Consider the following 17,893-nt stretch of genomic DNA (forward strand, 5'->3'; position numbering starts at 1 on the left):
CCTTACCCTTGCTGAGTTCGGCGTAGCGACCGTTGAATGCGTGATTGTTCACGATTCGAGGTAAGCAACGCATGTTCAATATAGGCCAACAACTGATGGCAATGTTCACGTGCCTGTTCTGGTTCGCCAGCTACAATAGCAGCAACAATGTGCTGCCGATGTTCATGTAATTGCTGAACCACACCCGGTTTGTGGGCGAGATCTTGCAAGTTTTGTAAAATATTTCGCTGCAACAATGGCTGCATACTGCGTACTAGGTGCAATAAGATCACATTGTGCGATGCTTCAGCGATTCTGAAGTTAAATTCACCTAGTGCTTGCGCCTGAGTTGCCAACTGCATGCCTGGCTCGCGCTGCAAATTCGCAAACGCCACCTGGATAGCTTCTAAATCCGCAGGGGTACCGCGCATAGCTGCATAGTACGAGCAAATTCCTTCAAGCGCATGACGGAACTCAAGTAAATCAAATTGTGATTCTGGATGCTTGGTGAGTAGATCAAGTAAGGGTTCGGCCACGCGTTGTTGCATGTTATCGCACACATAGGTGCCACCGCCTTGACGGCGCTCAATTAAGCCGCGCGCCTCTAGCTTTTGGATGGCCTCGCGAAGACTTGGCCGCGATACCGAAAACTTGGCCGCCAAATCACGTTCCGATGGCAGCCGCGCACCAGCTTCTAGCGTGCCATCGACGATCATGGCTTCAATTCTTTCCATGATCACATCTGACAGTTTGGTTTGTTGTATGCGCTGAAACGCCATAATTCATTCCCGCAATATTGCCAGTGGTATTACCAATAGACCAATATTGTAAGCCTTCGGCTGACAAAAGCCAAATAGAAAAAGCTTACAGCCAGCCGGCAATCGTCAATAGTGCTATCAATACTATGTACAACAAGAAGTTACGCTTAACTAGCGCGACAGTGGTCTGAGCAGTTAACTGCTCTGCTGCTTCTGCTATTTTGGTTAAGGCTATGAAGTTATTCTGCGGCTTATTGCCGATGGCGCTTAACCAAACCGCCGCGGCTTGGCGGAAATTACCCACCAGCAGCATGCCTAACCCCATCGCTCGCGTTGGCAACCAGTCCATAATTTGCTGCAACGTCTGCCAACCCTCGCTGCGCTCATGCCGCATGTCGCGCAAGGTCGCGTAGAGCAAGGCTCCCATCACCCCAAACAGGACAAAATACAGCATCACCGCAAAATAATGGCGAAGATGAATCCACAATAGTAAATGCTCAACGGGCGCGGCTTGTTGACGTCCACTGGCCTGGCGTAAACGCCGCAACTGGTAAGCCTGCTCGGCTGCATCCTCTTCCTCTTGGGCGATAACATAAGCTTTATAGGCGGATCGCGCTTGTGGCGCTTGAATCGCCACTAATAGGCCTAAGCTGCTGATTAAAAAGCTAAGCAAAAGGCTATTAAAAATGGCCAGCAAAAATCCCACCAACAGCGCTGGAATTAACGCCCAGAACACCTGCCCTAAATTATTTTGGCGCCATTGCTGCAACTGGGTATTGTTGAATTGCGCATGTTGCCAGCGCAGCACCAACCGCCGCCAATGTAGATTGCGGGTCACCTCAAGGGTGCGTTCTAAACTATAGGCTAACAAAATGGCCAGTAACGACATGGGGTTCCTTTTAACCTCTTACGTATTTGTTGCGGTTAACTGTTGCAATGAACTGTTGCAGTTAACTGTAACAGTGAAGCATACCTGTTAGCGCACTAAGTGCTGGTCTAACAACTGCCGAAAATAAGCCCAATCAAACGCCGCACCCGGATCGGTTTTGCGCACCGGCGCAATATGCTGATGCCCAACAATGCGTTGTGCCGTTAACGCTGGGTAATACTGCACTAATTGCGCGGCAACCTCGGCCAACACGTGATATTGTTGTTCAGTGTAGGGGGTGTGGTCGGTTCCCTCAAGTTCAATGCCAATACTAAAATCATTGCAGCGCTTACGCCCACAGTAATGCGAACGCCCAGCATGCCATGCACGGCGGTGAAAAGGAACGTATTGGAGTAACTCGCCATCGCGCCGAATCAAGCAATGAGCCGATACTCTTAACCCTGCCAATGGGGCAAAGTCGGCATGTGCCTGGGGATTAAGCTTACCCATGAATAGGTCATCAATGAACGGACCACCAAATTGCCCAGCCGGTAAACTGATACCATGCACCACCAACAAGCTGATATCCGTGGCATCCGGGCGTTCATCAGCATGCGGCGAGTGGCGCTGCTTGCTGTGCGCCAGCCAACCCTCTGTCATCATCAACAAAATTCCTGCGTTCGCTAATTAGGTTGCTCAAAGTATAATAGCCGCATTAATTAAGCAAAAGCTTCTAGCTAATCCGATATGTGCCTTGTTAGAACCAGGCCGCAGTCCTACAATAGGCGCACTTGATTGATCAACCTATATCGCCACACGGAACAGAGAGATACCCAATGGATACACGAGTTGACCCGCAGTTACTGGCTAACGACCGTGCCGACATGGTGCAACGCGCCTTACATGAAGATTTAAACGGCCTTGATGCCAGTTTAGACATCACCGCCCAACTTATTCCAGCTAGCGAAAGTGCGCGCGCTACCCTGATCACTCGCGAGCCAGCGGTGATTTGTGGCGTGGCTTGGGTTAACGAGGTGTTTGCTCAGTTAGGCGGACAAGTGACTATCCAATGGCACGTGCGCGATGGTGACCAGGTTGCCGCTGATACCCTGCTGTGCGAATTAACGGGCCCAGCCCAAGTGATCCTCACCGGCGAACGTACCGCACTGAATTTCTTGCAAACCCTCTCGGGCGTTGCCACCACCACCGCTGCTTACGTGCGTTATTTAGCTGGCAGTAACACCAAATTATTGGATACTCGGAAAACCATTCCGGGCCTCAGAACAGCGCTAAAATATGCCGTGGTTTGTGGCGGCGGTCATAATCACCGAGTGGGGCTATACGATGCCTACTTGATTAAAGAAAACCACATCATGGCCTGCGGCGGCATCGAACAAGCCATCACCACAGCACGCCAGCTCAACCCGGGTAAACCTGTGGAGGTGGAAGTTGAAAACCTTGAGGAGTACCAAGCAGCGCTCCACGCCGGTGCCGATATCATCATGTTAGATAACTTTTCAATACAAGATATCAACACTGCAGTCAGTCAACGATCAGGGGCAACGCAACTTGAAGTATCGGGCAATATTACCGCCGAACGCCTTACCGAACTGGCAAGTACCGGAGTTGATTTCATTTCTTCTGGCGCTTTAACAAAACATATACAAGCCATCGATCTTTCGATGAGATTTCAACGCTTTTAGCTATTGACGAAATTCATTGATCTGCTATGTTTGAAAAGCAATGCGCAATCATGAAGTGGTCTAGTGCCACTTTATGAGAGCCAGGCAAGCTTTAAAAGGCAAAACCATTGCAAGGTGGTGACGCAAAACCTCCGGTCCTTTTTAAACTATACTCGTGGGTAGCAAACCACTAGATAGTAGGGATAGCGGGGCTGCAAGCTAGGGTCTGGTGGATAAAGTGGCAGTTCGATGCACTCAAGCCGATGCCAGTTAACCACGGTCTTTCGGCTAATGCAGATAGCTTTGTTGTGGTCCGCAAGGATCACTTGATGTGCTACTGTGCTATCGAGTGCCACCTGACTACAACAATAATTACATTCTAATAAGTACGGAAAACTTTCGGGAGATTTTCATGAAAGCGCAATTACAACGTGGTTTTACATTAATCGAATTGATGATCGTAGTAGCGATTATCGGTATTTTGGCTGCCGTTGCTATTCCTATGTATAGCGACTACACGCAGCGGGCTAAGGCAGGTACTGGTATGGCTGCACTAGCATCCTACAAAACAGCCATCGCAATGTGTTATCAAAAGTCTGGTGTTTTCAATGAAGATAATTGCAGCACTGCGGGTGAAGACGGAATTCCTGCAGCAATCGGTGCAGATCAAGTGACCGGTATACGCGGCGCAACTGTAGCTTCTGTGGATGTTACCGGACCCGATGGCTCTGGTGGTACAACTACCACCACAGTAACAGGTATCATTGCTGAGTTGGATGCAACTGATATTGATGGTGACTACATTGTGGTCAATTTAACGCCAACACCAACCGGCGGTAATATGTCATGGGAAGTTACATGCAGCGACTATGATGAAGCGGGGAATTCTCGTGTTGACGGTTGTTCAGACCTAGCAGAGGTAACTGCATTACCAGCTGGCTAAAACCTAGCTAAAAAGTTGTGACAGCCTGCGGTGTATGTGCCGCAGGCTGATTCTTGAAGTTCCATTTCCGCTCCGTTAGGAAGACTCATGCTGCACCACTCCTTAGCGGCTCTGTTGCTGCGTGACAAGCTGATACCAGAAGATAAGCTAACGCGTTGCAGTGAGTATGCGTGGGAGAACAAGCTGTCGTTTACGGCGTGCTTGATGGAGCAGAAACTCCTGTCTGCAAGTGCACTGGCCAATTTTTGCTATCTAGAAAGCAATGCTCCGTGGCTAGACCTTGATGCCTTTGATCCTGACTTTATTCCCCAGAAATTTATCAATGAACGTTTGATTCGCAAAAACCATGCGGTGCCTTTGTATCAGCGTGGCAATGTGCTCTATATTGCCGTGTCGGACCCTACTCGAATTGAGACGTTAGATGAGTTTCAGTTTCGTACGCGGTTGCAAACTGAGGCGGTGTTGGTTGAGGAGAACAAGCTCCAGCGTTTAATTGATAAGTTGCTTGAGAACGAGCATTCGGCCTTAGGCGTCACCGAGCAAGATGAGCAAGAGCTGCGCGACATTGATGCCGCTGATGAGCGCCAAGATGATTCGGGTGCTGTCTCTGCTGATGTCAAAAACGATGCTCCTATTGTCATCTACATCAATAAGATGTTGCTGGATGCGATTAAGCGTGGAGCCTCGGATTTGCACTTTGAGCCTTATGAAACCGAGTATCGGGTGCGCTTTCGAATCGATGGCGTGCTGCATGAAATTGCGCGGCCCCCAGTGGCTTTAGCAGGCCGTATTGCGGCACGCTTAAAAGTCATGGCCCAGCTGAATATCGCTGAGCGGCGCTTGCCCCAAGACGGTCGGATTAAGCTGCGCTTATCCAAACATAAGTCCATTGATTTTCGGGTAAGTAGCTTGCCGACCCTGTATGGCGAAAAAATTGTACTGCGGATACTTGATGCCGCCGCCGCCATGATTGGGATTGAATCGCTGGGCTACGAACCAGACCAAAAAGCTTTGTACGAAGAAGCACTCAGTAAGCCACAAGGGATGATTTTGGTAACCGGCCCCACCGGCTCAGGTAAAACCGTAAGTTTGTACACCGGCTTAAATATTCTCAATACGCCCGAACGCAATATTTCTACCGCCGAAGACCCCGTCGAAATCAACTTAAACGGTATTAATCAGGTTCATATTAACGCCAAAGCGGGCTTAAACTTTGCCGATGCGTTGCGATCCTTCTTACGCCAAGACCCAGACGTGGTGATGGTGGGTGAGATCCGTGACTTAGAAACCGCGGAAATAGCGATTAAAGCAGCACAAACTGGGCACTTAGTTTTGTCCACGTTACATACCAACTCAGCGGCAGAAACCCTGACCCGTTTGATGAACATGGGCGTGCCCTCTTACAACATTGCCGGCTCGGTCACCCTGATTATTGCGCAGCGGCTAGCACGACGCCTGTGTAACTCCTGCAAAGCGGAAGAGCACTTACCCCAAGATGAATTATTACGACAGGGTTTTAAAGCCGAGCAGTTAGCTGATTTGACCATCTATAAAGCCGTGGGCTGCGAGCATTGCACCGGCGGTTACAAAGGTCGGACCGGGGTGTATGAAGTGATGCCCATTACTCCAGCTATTCAAGATTTGATCATGGAAGGCGGTTCGTCCTTAGATATCGCGAAAGCCGCTCGTGATGATGGCATTCATTCGCTGCGTGAGTCGGGTTTACTTAAAGTAGCCAAAGGCATTATTAGTTTAGCCGAGGCAAATCGCGTCACTAACTTCTAGGCGCTGGCGTCGGCAGCACCATACTAACGTTAACAGCAAAAGGTACGGGGATGGCAAGCACAACAAAGGCCATGAAAGATATCACCGAGTTTGAATGGACCGGGATTAACCGTCGCGGCAAGCGCATTAAAGGCGTGATGCGTGCTGATAATGACCGTATGGTGCGGGCCAACTTGCGTAGCCAAGGGGTCACCCCCAGAACCATCAAGAAAAAGCGTAAGCCGCTATTTGGCGGTAAAAACATTACCGGCGCCGACGTGGCGATTTTTACTCGACAAATCGCAACCATGTTAGGTGCGCAAGTTCCCCTATTGCAATCCTTAGAGATGGTGGCAAAAGGCTCCGAGAACCCCAAAATTCGTGAGTTGATGCAAGACCTCGCCAACCAAACCGCGGCAGGGGCACCTTTTGCGAGTTCGCTGCGCCAGCATCCACGGGTGTTTGATGATCTTTATTGTGATCTAGTTGAATCAGGCGAACAGTCAGGTAACCTCGAGAATATTTTTGACCGCATCGCAACTTACCGCGAAAAATCCGAGGCCCTCAAGGCTAAAATCAAGAAAGCCTTGGTGTATCCGGCCTCGGTGATTGTAGTGGCCTTGGTGGTTACCGTGATCTTGCTGGTCTATGTAGTGCCACAATTTGAAGCCGTATTTAAAGACTTTGGGGCAGAGCTGCCCGCCATGACCCAGTTTGTGGTCACTTTAAGCGAAATTGTACAAGCCTATTTTTTATATGTTGCAGCCGCGATTTTTGTCGGTGCTTGGCTGTTTAAGCGTGCCTACAATAAGAGTTTGGCGCTACGCGACCGAGTGGATTTGCTGTCACTCAAAATCCCCGTCATCAAAGACATTCTAAATAAAGCTGCGGTGGCTCGATTTGCTCAAACTCTGTCGACCACCTTTGCCGCTGGGGTGCCTTTGATTAGCGCTCTAGAGTCCGCTGCAGGGGCATCGGGTAACGCGCTCTACCGCGATGCTATTTTGCGGATCCGCGATGAGGTGACCTCTGGCATGCAGATGAACACGGCCATGCAAGCTCAAGATGTGTTCCCTACGTTAGCGGTACAAATGGTGTTTATCGGCGAAGAAGCCGGTAAGTTAGACGATATGTTAAGCAAAGTTGCCTCAATTTATGAGCGCGAAGTCGACGACCTGGTAGATAATCTTACGGCCTTATTAGAGCCGATGATCATGGTGGTTATTGGTGGTTTGGTGGGTGGCTTGATTGTGGCCATGTATCTGCCGATCTTTAGTTTAGGTAAGGTGGTTGGATAAATGGCGGAGTTTCCTGCAGAGTCAGTCTGGTTAACCCTCACAGCACTGGTGTTTGGTTTAGTGATTGGTAGTTTTTTGAATGTGGTGATTGGCCGCTTTCCACTGATGCTGCAGCGCCAATGGCGACAAGAATGCGCAGCCTTGCAGGCTAGCTCAGCGGAGGCTGCTGCCACGCCAACCAAAGCCGAGCCTTTCAACCTCGCCTACCCGCCTTCACGCTGCCCTAAATGCAATCACAAGATAGCTTGGTATGACAATATCCCGGTGGTCAGTTGGTTGTTGCTGAAAGCCAAGTGCCGCAATTGCCGTACCGGCATTTCTGCTCGCTACCCGCTAATCGAATTACTAACCGGCGTGGTGTTTGCTCTGTTGGCTTGGTACGGCGGTATCACAATTCCTAGCTTGGTCTACATGGGGTTAGCCTGTTTGCTGATTTGCATGTTCTTTATTGATGCGGACGAAATGATTCTACCCGATCAAATGACCTACCTGATGCTGTGGAGCGGCCTCTTGTTCACTTTGTACCATGGCCATATTCCGCTAGCAGATGCCGTGATAGGTGCTGCCGCGGGTTATTTAAGCCTGTGGAGTGTGTATTGGGCGTTTAAGTTGCTAACCGGTAAGGAAGGTATGGGTTATGGTGATTTCAAGCTCCTGGCGGCGTTTGGCGCCTGGGCTGGCTATCAAATGTTGCCGGTGATTGTTATCGCCGCTGCTGCCAGCGGTGCCGTGCTTGGCATCATCTATCAGCAAATCAATAAGCAGCGCCAAGGCCAACCGATTCCGTTCGGGCCCTTTCTCATTTGTGGTGGCGTGATTGCGATGCTTTGGGGTGAACAAATCCTGCATGGCTATTGGCAATGGTTAATGGGCGGGAGTTATTAGATGTTAGTGGTAGGAGTAACCGGCGGTATTGGCAGCGGTAAAACCACGGTGACCGATCTGTTTGCCGCACAGGGTATTGAGATTGTGGATGCTGATGTGATTGCCCGTAGTATCTTTGATTCAACCTCAGCAACGGGGCAACAGGCGCTCGCCGCAGTTGCCGCAAAGTTTGGCCCGCAAGCGCTATTGGCTGACGGTGAACTAGACCGAGCCTGGTTGCGGCAGCACATTTTTACCCACCCAGAGGCCAAGCAGTGGCTGAATGAACTGACCCATCCACTGATTCGGCAACAGATCCTTGAGCAATTAACACAGGCCACGTCACCCTACGTGATGCTGTCAGCACCCCTGTTGGTCGAAAATCGCTTAACCCAATTATGTGATCGGGTGCTGGTTGTGGATGTTGATGAGCATCATCAGCGCCAACGCACCTTAACTCGCGACCAAGTAGATGCTAGCCAAGTGGACGCCATCATGGCCGCGCAGGCCAGCCGTACGGAACGACTCGCAGCCGCCGATAACGTAATTGATAACAATGGTGAACCGGCCGCTTTAACCAAACAAGTAGAGCGCTTACATGAGCTTTACCTGCGCTTAGCACTTGCTGAGGCAGACAACAATTGAAACTTACTCATAAGCCGCTATGATAGAAGCCATGCATAATAACGATAACCAGCCCATGATCGCTTATGAATACCCGTTACTAGAGCGGGTGAGAACTTATTTGCGCCTTGAACATATCTTGGCCGCATTACAACCACACACACCAGTAACGCAACAGAACTACACCCGTTACTTCAGTGCGCTGTTCGCTATTTTGGATATTTGCGAGCGCAGCGATGTGCGCACTGATGTGCAAAAGGATTTAGATAAACGCCGCGCCCAATTACAGGTCTGGTCGCAGCATCCCGAAGTGAATCATGACCAATTGCAGCAAACCATGCAGCGCGTGCATGGTGCTTTAAGTGCGATTCAGCCACTCAACCGGGTCGGCAGTGCGCTTAAACAAGACCGCTTGTTAAGTGTTATCCGCCAGCGCTTTGCGATGCCGGGTGGCACCTGTAACTTTGATGTGCCACAACTGCACTACTGGCTGCATTTACCCCAAGCCACCCGCGATCAAGATACTGCTGCGTGGTGGGCTGAGTTAGAAGTGTTAATGCGCGGTTTGGCGCTAGAGCTAGAACTGTTGCGCGGGCAAGCGCGGTTTAATACGGTGGTGGCCAGTAATGGGCTCCTGCAAGAGAGCACCGAACCCTTGAGCTTACTACGCATCAAAGTTGCCCCTGAGGTAGCCGCCTATCCGGTCATTTCTGGCCATAAACAGCGGTTTAGTATCAGATTTATGCGCTATGAGCCGGTTAATGGCAGAGCCTCGGTCGACCATGATGTGGCGTTTGATTTGGCCTTGTGCCCTTAAGTTCTCGCTTAAGTGCCTGCATGAAAGCCGGCCGTACTGTTCGGCGAGCTTAGCGCCGTTGTAAGATCTCAATAATCGGCTGATTAGCCGGCGGAAACGGATAAGCATCCAATTCGTAGACCGGCACCCAGCGCCATTGCTGCCCTTCTTGCTGGCTTACCGAACCACTAAATGCAGTCACCATCCACACATCCAGTAGTACTTGCTTGTCACTGTAATCGTGGGTGATCACCGTTAGTGGACAGGCTTGCTGCACAGTTAGATTACACTCTTCTTGCAACTCACGACAAAGCGCCTCATAGACGCTCTCGTTTGCCTCTACCTTGCCTCCAGGAAACTCCCATTTACCGCCTTGATGTAAATGTGGGTGGCGACAACTGATAAAGATATGGCCGTTGTCATCTTCAATAACGCCAACGGCCACATGTACGCGATTAGAGCTTGCCATGGCACTGTTTAAATTTCTTACCAGAGCCACATGGGCATGGATCGTTACGACCTACCGGAGCTGGGCCGGCTGGTGCGCTAGGCTGGTCGGCGCCACTGGTACTGGCACTTTCGTGTTGATACTCTTGGCGCTGAGCGGCGGCTGCGGCAGCACGTTTCGCCTCTACCGCCTCGACGTCTTCTTCGGCTCGTACCCGTACTTTGCTCAAAATGGTAATGACTTCAAGCTTTAACGATTCCAGCATGTCTGAGAACAACTCAAAAGCTTCGCGTTTGTATTCTTGCTTCGGATTCTTCTGCGCATAACTGCGCAAATGAATGCCTTGGCGCAAATGGTCCATCGAGGCCAAGTGTTCTTTCCAATGGGTATCTAGGCTCTGCAGCATGATGGTTTTTTCAAACTGGCGCAGTACTTCAGGGCCAACCATCTGCTCTTTTTGCTCATACGCTTGCTCGAGTTCCGTTAGGATGCGCTCGCGCAGCTTCTCTTCGTGTAAACGCTCATCTTCGTCTAACCACTGCTGAATTGGCAACGGTAGGGCGAAATCTGCACGTAAACGTTCTTCTAAACCGGCAATATCCCACATTTCATGCAGTGACTGCGGTGCAATATATTCACTGATAACGCTGTCCATCACATCGGCACGAATCACTTTTATGGTGTCAGAAATATCACCTTCATCAAGTAGTTCGTTGCGCTGCTCGTACACCACTTTACGTTGGTCGTTAGCTACGTCATCGTACTCTAATAGCTGTTTACGCATATCAAAGTTACGGCCTTCAACTTTACGTTGTGCGTTTTCAATGGCTCGGCTAACCCACGGATGCTCTATGGCTTCTCCGCGTTTCATGCCCAAACGCTTCATCATGCCAGCCATACGGTCTGAGGCAAAAATCCGCATCAAGCTATCTTCTAGCGACAAATAGAAGCGCGATGAACCGGCATCACCTTGACGCCCAGCACGACCACGCAGCTGATTATCGATACGACGTGATTCATGACGCTCGGTACCAATAATATGCAAACCACCGGCAGCTAACACGGCATCGTGGCGTTGCTGCCAAGCCGCTTTCACTTGTTCGATCTGCTCTGGGGTTGGCTCTTTCAAGGCTTCAATTTCAGCTTGTAAATTACCACCTAAGACGATGTCGGTACCACGCCCAGCCATGTTGGTAGCTATGGTGACTGCACCTGGTAAACCGGCTTGGGCTACGATATCAGCCTCACGTTCGTGGAATTTGGCGTTCAGCACGTTGTGTGGGATTTTCTTTTTCTTCAATAGCCGTGATAGTAGCTCGGAAGTTTCAATCGAAATAGTACCCACCAGCACAGGACGCTGGGCTTTGCGGCACTCTTCAATGTCGTTCACAATAGCTTCGTATTTTTCTTCAGCGGTAATAAAAATCAAGTCTGGACGATCGTCACGAACCATCGGCCGGTTGGTTGGGATCACTACAGTTTCTAGGCCATAGATACTTTGAAACTCAAAGGCTTCGGTATCGGCGGTACCTGTCATACCCGCTAACTTGTTGTAGAGACGGAAGTAGTTCTGGAAGGTGATCGAGGCCAAGGTTTGGTTCTCGTTCTGAATACGCACCCCTTCTTTCGCTTCAATTGCTTGGTGTAAGCCTTCAGACCAACGGCGGCCTTCCATCGTACGCCCGGTATGCTCATCAACAATCACGATTTGGTCGTCTTTGACGATGTAATCAACATCTTTTTGGAACAGGTGATTGGCGCGCAAAGCGGCGTTTACGTGATGGAGCAAGGTAATATTGGCAGCGTTGTAAAGCGAGTCGTCCTCGGCCAGCATGCCGCGTTCTTTCAAGATCTGCTCAACGTGTTCTTGGCCATGTTCAGTTAAGTGCAACTGCTTAGATTTTTCATCGATGGTGAAATCGCCTTCACCACGCTCTTCTTCGGTATCTTCTTTCTCTTGACGTACCAACATAGGTACCAGCTCGTTCATGCGCGTGTACATGTCTGAACTGTCTTCAGCGGCACCCGAGATGATCAATGGGGTACGGGCTTCATCGATCAAAATCGAGTCAACTTCGTCGACGATGGCGTAGTTGAGCTCGCGTTGTACGCGGTCTTCTGGACGAAACGCCATGTTGTCACGCAGGTAATCAAAGCCAAACTCGTTGTTGGTACCGTAGGTGATGTCAGCGGCGTAAGCGAGGCGCTTGTCGTGCTGCTGCATACCGGGGATGTTAAAGGCTACCGTCATGCCCAAAAATTCAAACAGCGGGCGGTTGGTTTCCGCATCACGACGAGCCAAGTAATCGTTGACCGTAACTATGTGAACACCTTTACCTGCCAAGGCATTCAAGTAAGCGGATAAAGTCGCCGTTAAGGTTTTACCTTCACCGGTACGCATTTCTGCAATACGGTTGTTGTTTAAGATCATGCCGCCTATTAGCTGCACATCAAAGTGGCGCATCTTAAACACTCGCTTGGATGCTTCGCGGACGGTAGCAAAAGCTTCCACGAGCAAATTATCCAGCGTTTCGCCAGCAGCAATGCGTTGTTTGAATTCAGCCGTTTTTTGTTTGAGTTCTTCATCGCTGAGGGCTTCGAATTCTGGCTCTATGGCGTTAATTTTTTGAACGTTCTTTTGTAAACCTTTCAGAATACGATCGTTGCGGCTACCAAAAACCTTACGGAATAAACTACCTAACATGAGAATGCGTGTTCCTGTGGTGAAAACCGCTGGGCCTATTCGGCCGAGCGGTATACGTATTTATAGGGGTCGATTTGCTTATTATTGCGCAGCACTTCGTAATGAACATGGGGCCCCGTAGAGCGCCCGGTGCTGCCAATTAAGGCTATGCGCTGGCCGCGGGTGACCACGTCACCTTCTTTAACCAGCAATTCTTTACTGTGGCCGTAACGCGTTTTGAGGCCACCCCCATGATCAATTTCAATTAACTTACCATAGCCAGAGCGGTCCCCGGCCCAGGTTACTACCCCGGCACCGGTGGCAAAAACGCCTGCGCCTTCTTCTAAACTGGCGAAGTCGAGGCCTTTATGCATGGCTGGATTACCGTTAAAAGGATCTTTACGAACCCCGTACTGCGACGACAGCCAACCTTTCTCGATAGGGCGCCCAGCAATGTAGCTCTCTGCTGAGATATGGTGACTCATCATCACAGACTCAAGTAGCGCCAATTGTTTTTGTTTGTTGGAAAGCTCACCCATCATGGCTTCGATGCGTTCAATCACATCGCGCGCGTCTACGGCTGGTGCTTCGGTAATAGCTACTTCAGGGCCACCCATAATCAACTGGGGCGGCTCATTAAAGTCAAATTCGCCATTATCCAATTCAGCAACCGATGCTAACCGCTGGCCTAAAGCGTCAAGCCGACGCAGCTGCGATTGCATCTCACCCAAATAGATGGTCATGGCTGTTAATTTTTTCTCGGTATCAGCTTTTAGCGCTTGCACAGCTTGCTCTTGCGCAGCTAAAGCCAATTGCTCTTTGCTGATATTCTGCCGTGCTTGATCGAGATCGAGACTTCCTGCTTGCCACGGCTTAGTTACCGCCAGCACGCCTAATGCGGCCAACCCAGCTAACGACAGCATGCGCCGCCGACTAAGTTTGATACCGAATTTAACTTTGGAGCCTCGATAGAAGACTGTTAAACTCATGCAATCTCTCGTTGCTAATGAATGATTTTATGGCCCGTACCCGCCCACGCAATTTACAACAGCTCATAGATGGTAAGCAGCTACGGCGTTTTACTGACTTTACCGAGCAATACCAACTCTGGCAACAGCTTTTAAACGATTGTTTGATATCGTTACAGCTGGCGCCTCTTAGTGCTTATTGTAAGGTGCTATCAGTGCGAGCCAACACCTTGGTTATTGAAGCTGCCTCAGGCACTATTGCCAGCCGGCTAAAACTTCAACAAGGGCGCATTATAACGCATTTTGCCGCTAATTCTACGACTGCAGTCAACCAGCTAGAAGTGCAGGTGCGTCCCGTGAGCCAAACGCCGGCGATGAGACAGGCTGATAACCACAACCCAACGCCTGCAGCGCCAGTGCCACCGCAACCGACCACAGCACCCGCTGGCAGCGGCTCTGCGCCCAGCAAAAGCTCCGCAGCCAGCCAATTACGCCAACAAGCACAGCTTTGTCCAGAGCCCCTGCGTTCGCAGTTATTGGCCTTAGCGGATAAGTACGAGGCTGACGCGGCCAACGAGAGTTAGCTGGCCTGAATTGGCTCATCTGAGTTACCCAACAAAAAAGGCTCTGCAGTGATACTGTCAGAGCCTTTCGTTATTTATTGCGCTTACTGCTCGTGCTGATTGCCTACTTAGGCCAAGATCGGATTGGCAAACGCAATAGGTGCTTCAGCAACGTCATCATCGAAGGTGACAAATTCCCACGCTTCTTGATTTTGTAGCACCGCCCGTAACAGCTGATTATTGAGCGCATGGCCCGATTTGAACGCACGCAAGTTGCCCAAAATAGCATACCCGCCCATGTATAAATCGCCCACGGCATCAAGCACCTTGTGCTTCACGAACTCGTCGTCGTAACGCAAGCCATCGCTGTTTAAAATACGGAACTCATCTAACACCACGGCGTTATCAAAACTGCCGCCGAGAGCTAGGTTATTAGCACGCAAAAACTCAATATCTTTCATAAAGCCGAAGGTGCGAGCTCGGCTAATTTCTTTAATGAAATTGTTGCTATTGAAGTCAATGCTCACCATTTGCTTGGTGTCAGCAATAGCCGGATGGTCAAAGTCGATGGCAAAATCAATGCGGAAGCCATCATGGGGTAGTAGTTCCGCCCACTTGTCATCTTCTTCAACCCGAACTGGCTGCTTGATCTTGATAAACTTTTTGGCTGCGCCCTGCTCTTCAATTCCTGCGCTCTGTAGCAGGTAAATAAATGGGTGTGAGCTACCATCCATGATCGGAATTTCATGGCTATCAACTTCGATGATCAAGTTATCGATGCCCATCGCAGCGATCGCAGCGAGCAAATGCTCAACCGTTGATACACGCACGTTGTCATCATTAATTAAACAGGTACACATACGCGTATCCCGCACTAACTCAGCGTTAGCAGGAATATCAACAGCTGGGTTCAAATCTACCCGCCGAAACACCAAGCCAGTATTAACTGGCGCTGGACGCAGCGATAAATGAACCTTGTTACCCTTATGCAAACCCACACCTGTGGTTGCAATAGGTTGCTTTATGGTACGTTGTCTAATCATCTATTCTCTCTTCTCATCTAGTCATTGGACCAGCAAAAGGCGCAATAGTTTATCAAAACACCGCTAACATCACAATATTGTGTGATTATTAGTCGACCTGACGACGTAAAAACGCTGGAATATCTAAATAATCCATATCGTTACGTTGCGAGCCTTGTGGCTTAGCTGCAGGCTTAGTTGCTTGCGGCTCTACCAGCTCTTGCTCTTCTTCGTCGAGTTCTTGGTCAAACTTAGGTGCTGTCGCACCGCCATAACCCGCAGTGCGGTTAGGCGTGGTTCGAGAACCGTAAGTAGGACGCTCTTCGGTTTTCGGCTTAGTTACAATCGAGATATCTGGCTTACGCTCACCGCCAATCCCCGTTGCAACTACAGTCACCCGCAATTCATCAGACATATCCATGTCGATTACAGTTCCGACAATCACTGTGGCGTTTTCAGAGACAAAGCCCTTGACGATGTTGCCCACAGTTTCAAACTCTTCCATGCTCAGATCCATGCCGGCGGTGATGTTCAACAACACGCCACGTGCACCTGACAGGTCGATGTCTTCCAATAACGGACTGTTAATGGCCATTTCTGCGGCTTCAGACGCACGGTCTTCACCACTTGCGATACCGGTACCCATCATAGCGGTACCCATTTCGCGCATTACTGTACGTACGTCAGCAAAGTCCACATTGATCAAACCGTCGCGGGTAATCAAATCAGAGATGCCTTGTACTGCACCTAACAAGACGTTATTGGCTTCTGCAAAAGCGGCCAGCAACGACGTTGATTTACCTAATACTTTCAACAGCTTTTCGTTAGGAATGGTGATTAGCGAGTCAACATGACGGGCTAATTGTGCAATCCCTTCGTTCGCTGCAGCCATCCGTCGATTACCCTCAAACGGAAACGGCTTAGTCACCACGGCAACGGTCAAAATGCCCAGCTCTTTCGCAACTTCTGCGACTACTGGCGCTGCACCCGTACCGGTACCACCGCCCATACCTGCGGCAATAAATACCATGTCGGCGCCTTCAAGCTTAGCGCGAATTTCTTCACGCGCTTCTTCGGCTGCCTGACGGCCAATTTCTGGGTTGGCCCCGGCACCTAGACCTTTGGTAATTTCAGCACCTAACTGAATGGTACCGTAGGTATTATTATTGCGTAATGCTTGCGCATCTGTATTGGCAATTAAAAATTCAACACCCTCAATCGAGTTTTGAATCATGTGTTTAACGGCGTTACCACCGCCACCACCAACGCCAATGACTTTAATCACTGCGTCAGTATCAAAGTTGTCGACTACTTCGAATACATCTGACATGTTTGTTCTCCTGTTACCTGCTTATTGTACTACCCCATAAACTTCATTGAAAACATTGTTTTGATTAAAACTCGCCTTTTAACCAACTTACTAGGCGCTTACCAATACCAATGACATTGGTGCTACTCTTTTCTTGTTGTTGACGCTGCATATCGGCAGCCCCATAGCGCAATAATCCTACCGCTGTTGCATAGGTAGGATCTTGCACGTAATCACTTAATCCTTGCATCCCTAACGGCTCGCCTAAGCGTACCGGCATTTGGAAGATTTCTTCGGCAAATTCGATGGCGCCTTCCATGCGGCCGCAGCCTCCAGTTAAGACAATGCCAGCGGCAATCTGTTCATCTAGGCCGCTTTTGGTGATTTCGTCACGAATCAACTCAAACAGTTCTTGATAGCGTGGCTCCACCACCTCGGCCAAGATATGCCGCTCCATGCTACGCGCTGGACGCCCACCCACTGACGGTACTTCAATGTGCTCGTCTTTGTTCACCATCTGGCGCAGCGCACACGCGTATTTGGTTTTGATTTCTTCGGCGTGATTCAGCGGGGTGCGGAAGATCTTGGCAATATCGCTGGTCACTTGATTACCCGCCGCAGGGATAACCGCCGTGTGACGCAAGACGCCACCGGTATAGATACAGATATCTATGGTGCCCGCGCCCATATCTACCAACGCTACACCCAAATCCTTTTCGTCTTCAGTAAGCACCGAAGTACTTGATGCCAACGCTGAAAACACCAAGCAATCGACGCTTAAACTGCAGCGCTCAACCGCCTTCACGATGTTCTTGGCCATGTCGTTGGCACAGGTAATGATATGCACCCGTGCTTCCATACGTACCCCTGACATGCCAATAGGGCTTTTGATGCTCTCTTGTGAATCGATGATAAATTCTTGCGGTAACACGTGAAGAATGCGGCGCTCTTGCGCTATAGGCACAGATTTAGCCGCATGAATCACCGCATCGACGTCGTCTTGGGTTACTTCGGCTTCGTTAATCGGCACCATGCCCGATTCATTCTGACAGGCGATATGGCGCCCCGAAATATTCAGATATACCGAGGCCACGCGACAGTCCGCCATCAACTCAGCTTCTTCGATGGCTCGCTGCACCGACTGCACCACCAGATTAAGGTCGTTCACGCCCCCTTTATCCATGCCTCGGGCAGCGGCTGCACCAACGCCAATCACACTGATTTCGCCGTCTGGCATCACTTCGCCAATCAGCGTCACCACTTTGCTGGTGCCGATATCTAACCCTACAACCATGTTCCGCTCTGCTGCTTTCGACATGTTATG

General features: G+C 50.0%; 17 protein-coding genes and 1 riboswitch. Of the genes, 8 read left to right on the top strand and 9 right to left on the bottom strand.

Going from position 1 to position 17,893, the window contains the following annotated elements:
- Positions 1–2: 2 nt before the first annotated feature.
- From pdhR to ampD, 3 genes are all read right to left on the bottom strand, one after another.
- On the bottom strand, positions 3–758 hold the full coding sequence (gene pdhR, locus KGF88_RS09360; protein ID WP_110075934.1) for a pyruvate dehydrogenase complex transcriptional repressor PdhR: 756 nt from the start codon (positions 756–758) through the stop codon (positions 3–5).
- Positions 759–843: 85 nt separating this feature from the next.
- A complete protein-coding gene (ampE, locus tag KGF88_RS09365; RefSeq protein WP_153826415.1) occupies positions 844–1,626 on the bottom strand; it encodes a regulatory signaling modulator protein AmpE in 783 nt (260 codons plus the stop codon).
- Between the two features lie 87 nt (positions 1,627–1,713).
- Positions 1,714–2,265: a 1,6-anhydro-N-acetylmuramyl-L-alanine amidase AmpD gene (gene ampD / locus KGF88_RS09370; protein ID WP_202912503.1), complete on the bottom strand. Its 552-nt coding sequence runs from the start codon at positions 2,263–2,265 to the stop codon at positions 1,714–1,716.
- Between the two features lie 176 nt (positions 2,266–2,441).
- Between ampD and nadC the strand changes: the two genes are divergently transcribed.
- From nadC to zapD, 7 genes are all read left to right on the top strand, one after another.
- On the top strand, positions 2,442–3,308 hold the full coding sequence (gene nadC / locus KGF88_RS09375; RefSeq protein ID WP_153826417.1) for a carboxylating nicotinate-nucleotide diphosphorylase: 867 nt from the start codon (positions 2,442–2,444) through the stop codon (positions 3,306–3,308).
- 87 nt (positions 3,309–3,395) lie between these two features.
- Positions 3,396–3,507: riboswitch (cyclic di-GMP riboswitch) on the top strand.
- 192 nt (positions 3,508–3,699) lie between these two features.
- Positions 3,700–4,230 (top strand): pilin, encoded by a 531-nt coding sequence (locus KGF88_RS09385; protein ID WP_153826418.1) that lies wholly within the window; start codon positions 3,700–3,702, stop codon positions 4,228–4,230.
- Positions 4,231–4,317: 87 nt separating this feature from the next.
- Positions 4,318–6,015: a type IV-A pilus assembly ATPase PilB gene (gene pilB, locus KGF88_RS09390; RefSeq protein ID WP_153826419.1), complete on the top strand. Its 1,698-nt coding sequence runs from the start codon at positions 4,318–4,320 to the stop codon at positions 6,013–6,015.
- 50 nt (positions 6,016–6,065) lie between these two features.
- Positions 6,066–7,292, top strand: a complete 1,227-nt coding sequence (locus KGF88_RS09395) for a type II secretion system F family protein (protein WP_181394916.1) — start codon at positions 6,066–6,068, stop codon at positions 7,290–7,292.
- On the top strand, positions 7,293–8,177 hold the full coding sequence (locus KGF88_RS09400) for a prepilin peptidase (protein ID WP_110075940.1): 885 nt from the start codon (positions 7,293–7,295) through the stop codon (positions 8,175–8,177).
- A complete protein-coding gene (gene coaE / locus KGF88_RS09405) occupies positions 8,178–8,801 on the top strand; it encodes a dephospho-CoA kinase (RefSeq protein WP_153826420.1) in 624 nt (207 codons plus the stop codon).
- 31 nt (positions 8,802–8,832) lie between these two features.
- A complete protein-coding gene (gene zapD, locus KGF88_RS09410; RefSeq protein WP_162014526.1) occupies positions 8,833–9,597 on the top strand; it encodes a cell division protein ZapD in 765 nt (254 codons plus the stop codon).
- A 49-nt stretch (positions 9,598–9,646) separates the two neighbouring features.
- Here the strand turns inward: zapD and mutT are convergent, their stop codons facing one another.
- From mutT to KGF88_RS09425, 3 genes are read right to left on the bottom strand one after another with little or no spacing between them, the layout of a single operon-like run.
- Complete coding sequence (mutT, locus tag KGF88_RS09415; RefSeq protein ID WP_153826422.1) at positions 9,647–10,045, bottom strand: 8-oxo-dGTP diphosphatase MutT; 399 nt, start codon at positions 10,043–10,045, stop codon at positions 9,647–9,649.
- Positions 10,032–12,728, bottom strand: a complete 2,697-nt coding sequence (gene secA / locus KGF88_RS09420) for a preprotein translocase subunit SecA (RefSeq protein WP_153826423.1) — start codon at positions 12,726–12,728, stop codon at positions 10,032–10,034. Before secA ends, mutT begins: the two co-directional genes overlap by 14 nt.
- A 35-nt stretch (positions 12,729–12,763) precedes the next feature.
- Positions 12,764–13,696 (bottom strand): M23 family metallopeptidase, encoded by a 933-nt coding sequence (locus KGF88_RS09425; RefSeq protein WP_153826424.1) that lies wholly within the window; start codon positions 13,694–13,696, stop codon positions 12,764–12,766.
- A gap of 29 nt (positions 13,697–13,725) precedes the next feature.
- Here KGF88_RS09425 and KGF88_RS09430 point away from each other — a divergent pair, with 29 nt between their 5' ends.
- The gene (locus KGF88_RS09430) at positions 13,726–14,259 is read left to right on the top strand and encodes a DciA family protein (RefSeq protein WP_162014527.1); all 534 of its coding nucleotides are present in this window, start codon (positions 13,726–13,728) and stop codon (positions 14,257–14,259) included.
- Positions 14,260–14,366: 107 nt separating this feature from the next.
- On the opposite strand, the gene lpxC is transcribed toward KGF88_RS09430, so the two are convergent.
- The 3 genes from lpxC to ftsA all read right to left on the bottom strand — a co-directional run bounded on the left by lpxC (position 14,367) and on the right by ftsA (position 17,887).
- Positions 14,367–15,281 (bottom strand): UDP-3-O-acyl-N-acetylglucosamine deacetylase, encoded by a 915-nt coding sequence (lpxC, locus tag KGF88_RS09435; RefSeq protein WP_110075947.1) that lies wholly within the window; start codon positions 15,279–15,281, stop codon positions 14,367–14,369.
- An 88-nt stretch (positions 15,282–15,369) separates the two neighbouring features.
- Complete coding sequence (gene ftsZ, locus KGF88_RS09440; RefSeq protein ID WP_110075948.1) at positions 15,370–16,590, bottom strand: cell division protein FtsZ; 1,221 nt, start codon at positions 16,588–16,590, stop codon at positions 15,370–15,372.
- 64 nt (positions 16,591–16,654) lie between these two features.
- A complete protein-coding gene (gene ftsA, locus KGF88_RS09445) occupies positions 16,655–17,887 on the bottom strand; it encodes a cell division protein FtsA (protein WP_110075949.1) in 1,233 nt (410 codons plus the stop codon).
- Positions 17,888–17,893: the final 6 nt, after the last annotated feature.

It is taken from the genome of Idiomarina loihiensis (genome assembly GCF_024584785.1).
Lineage (GTDB): Bacteria > Pseudomonadota > Gammaproteobacteria > Enterobacterales > Alteromonadaceae > Pseudidiomarina > Pseudidiomarina fusca.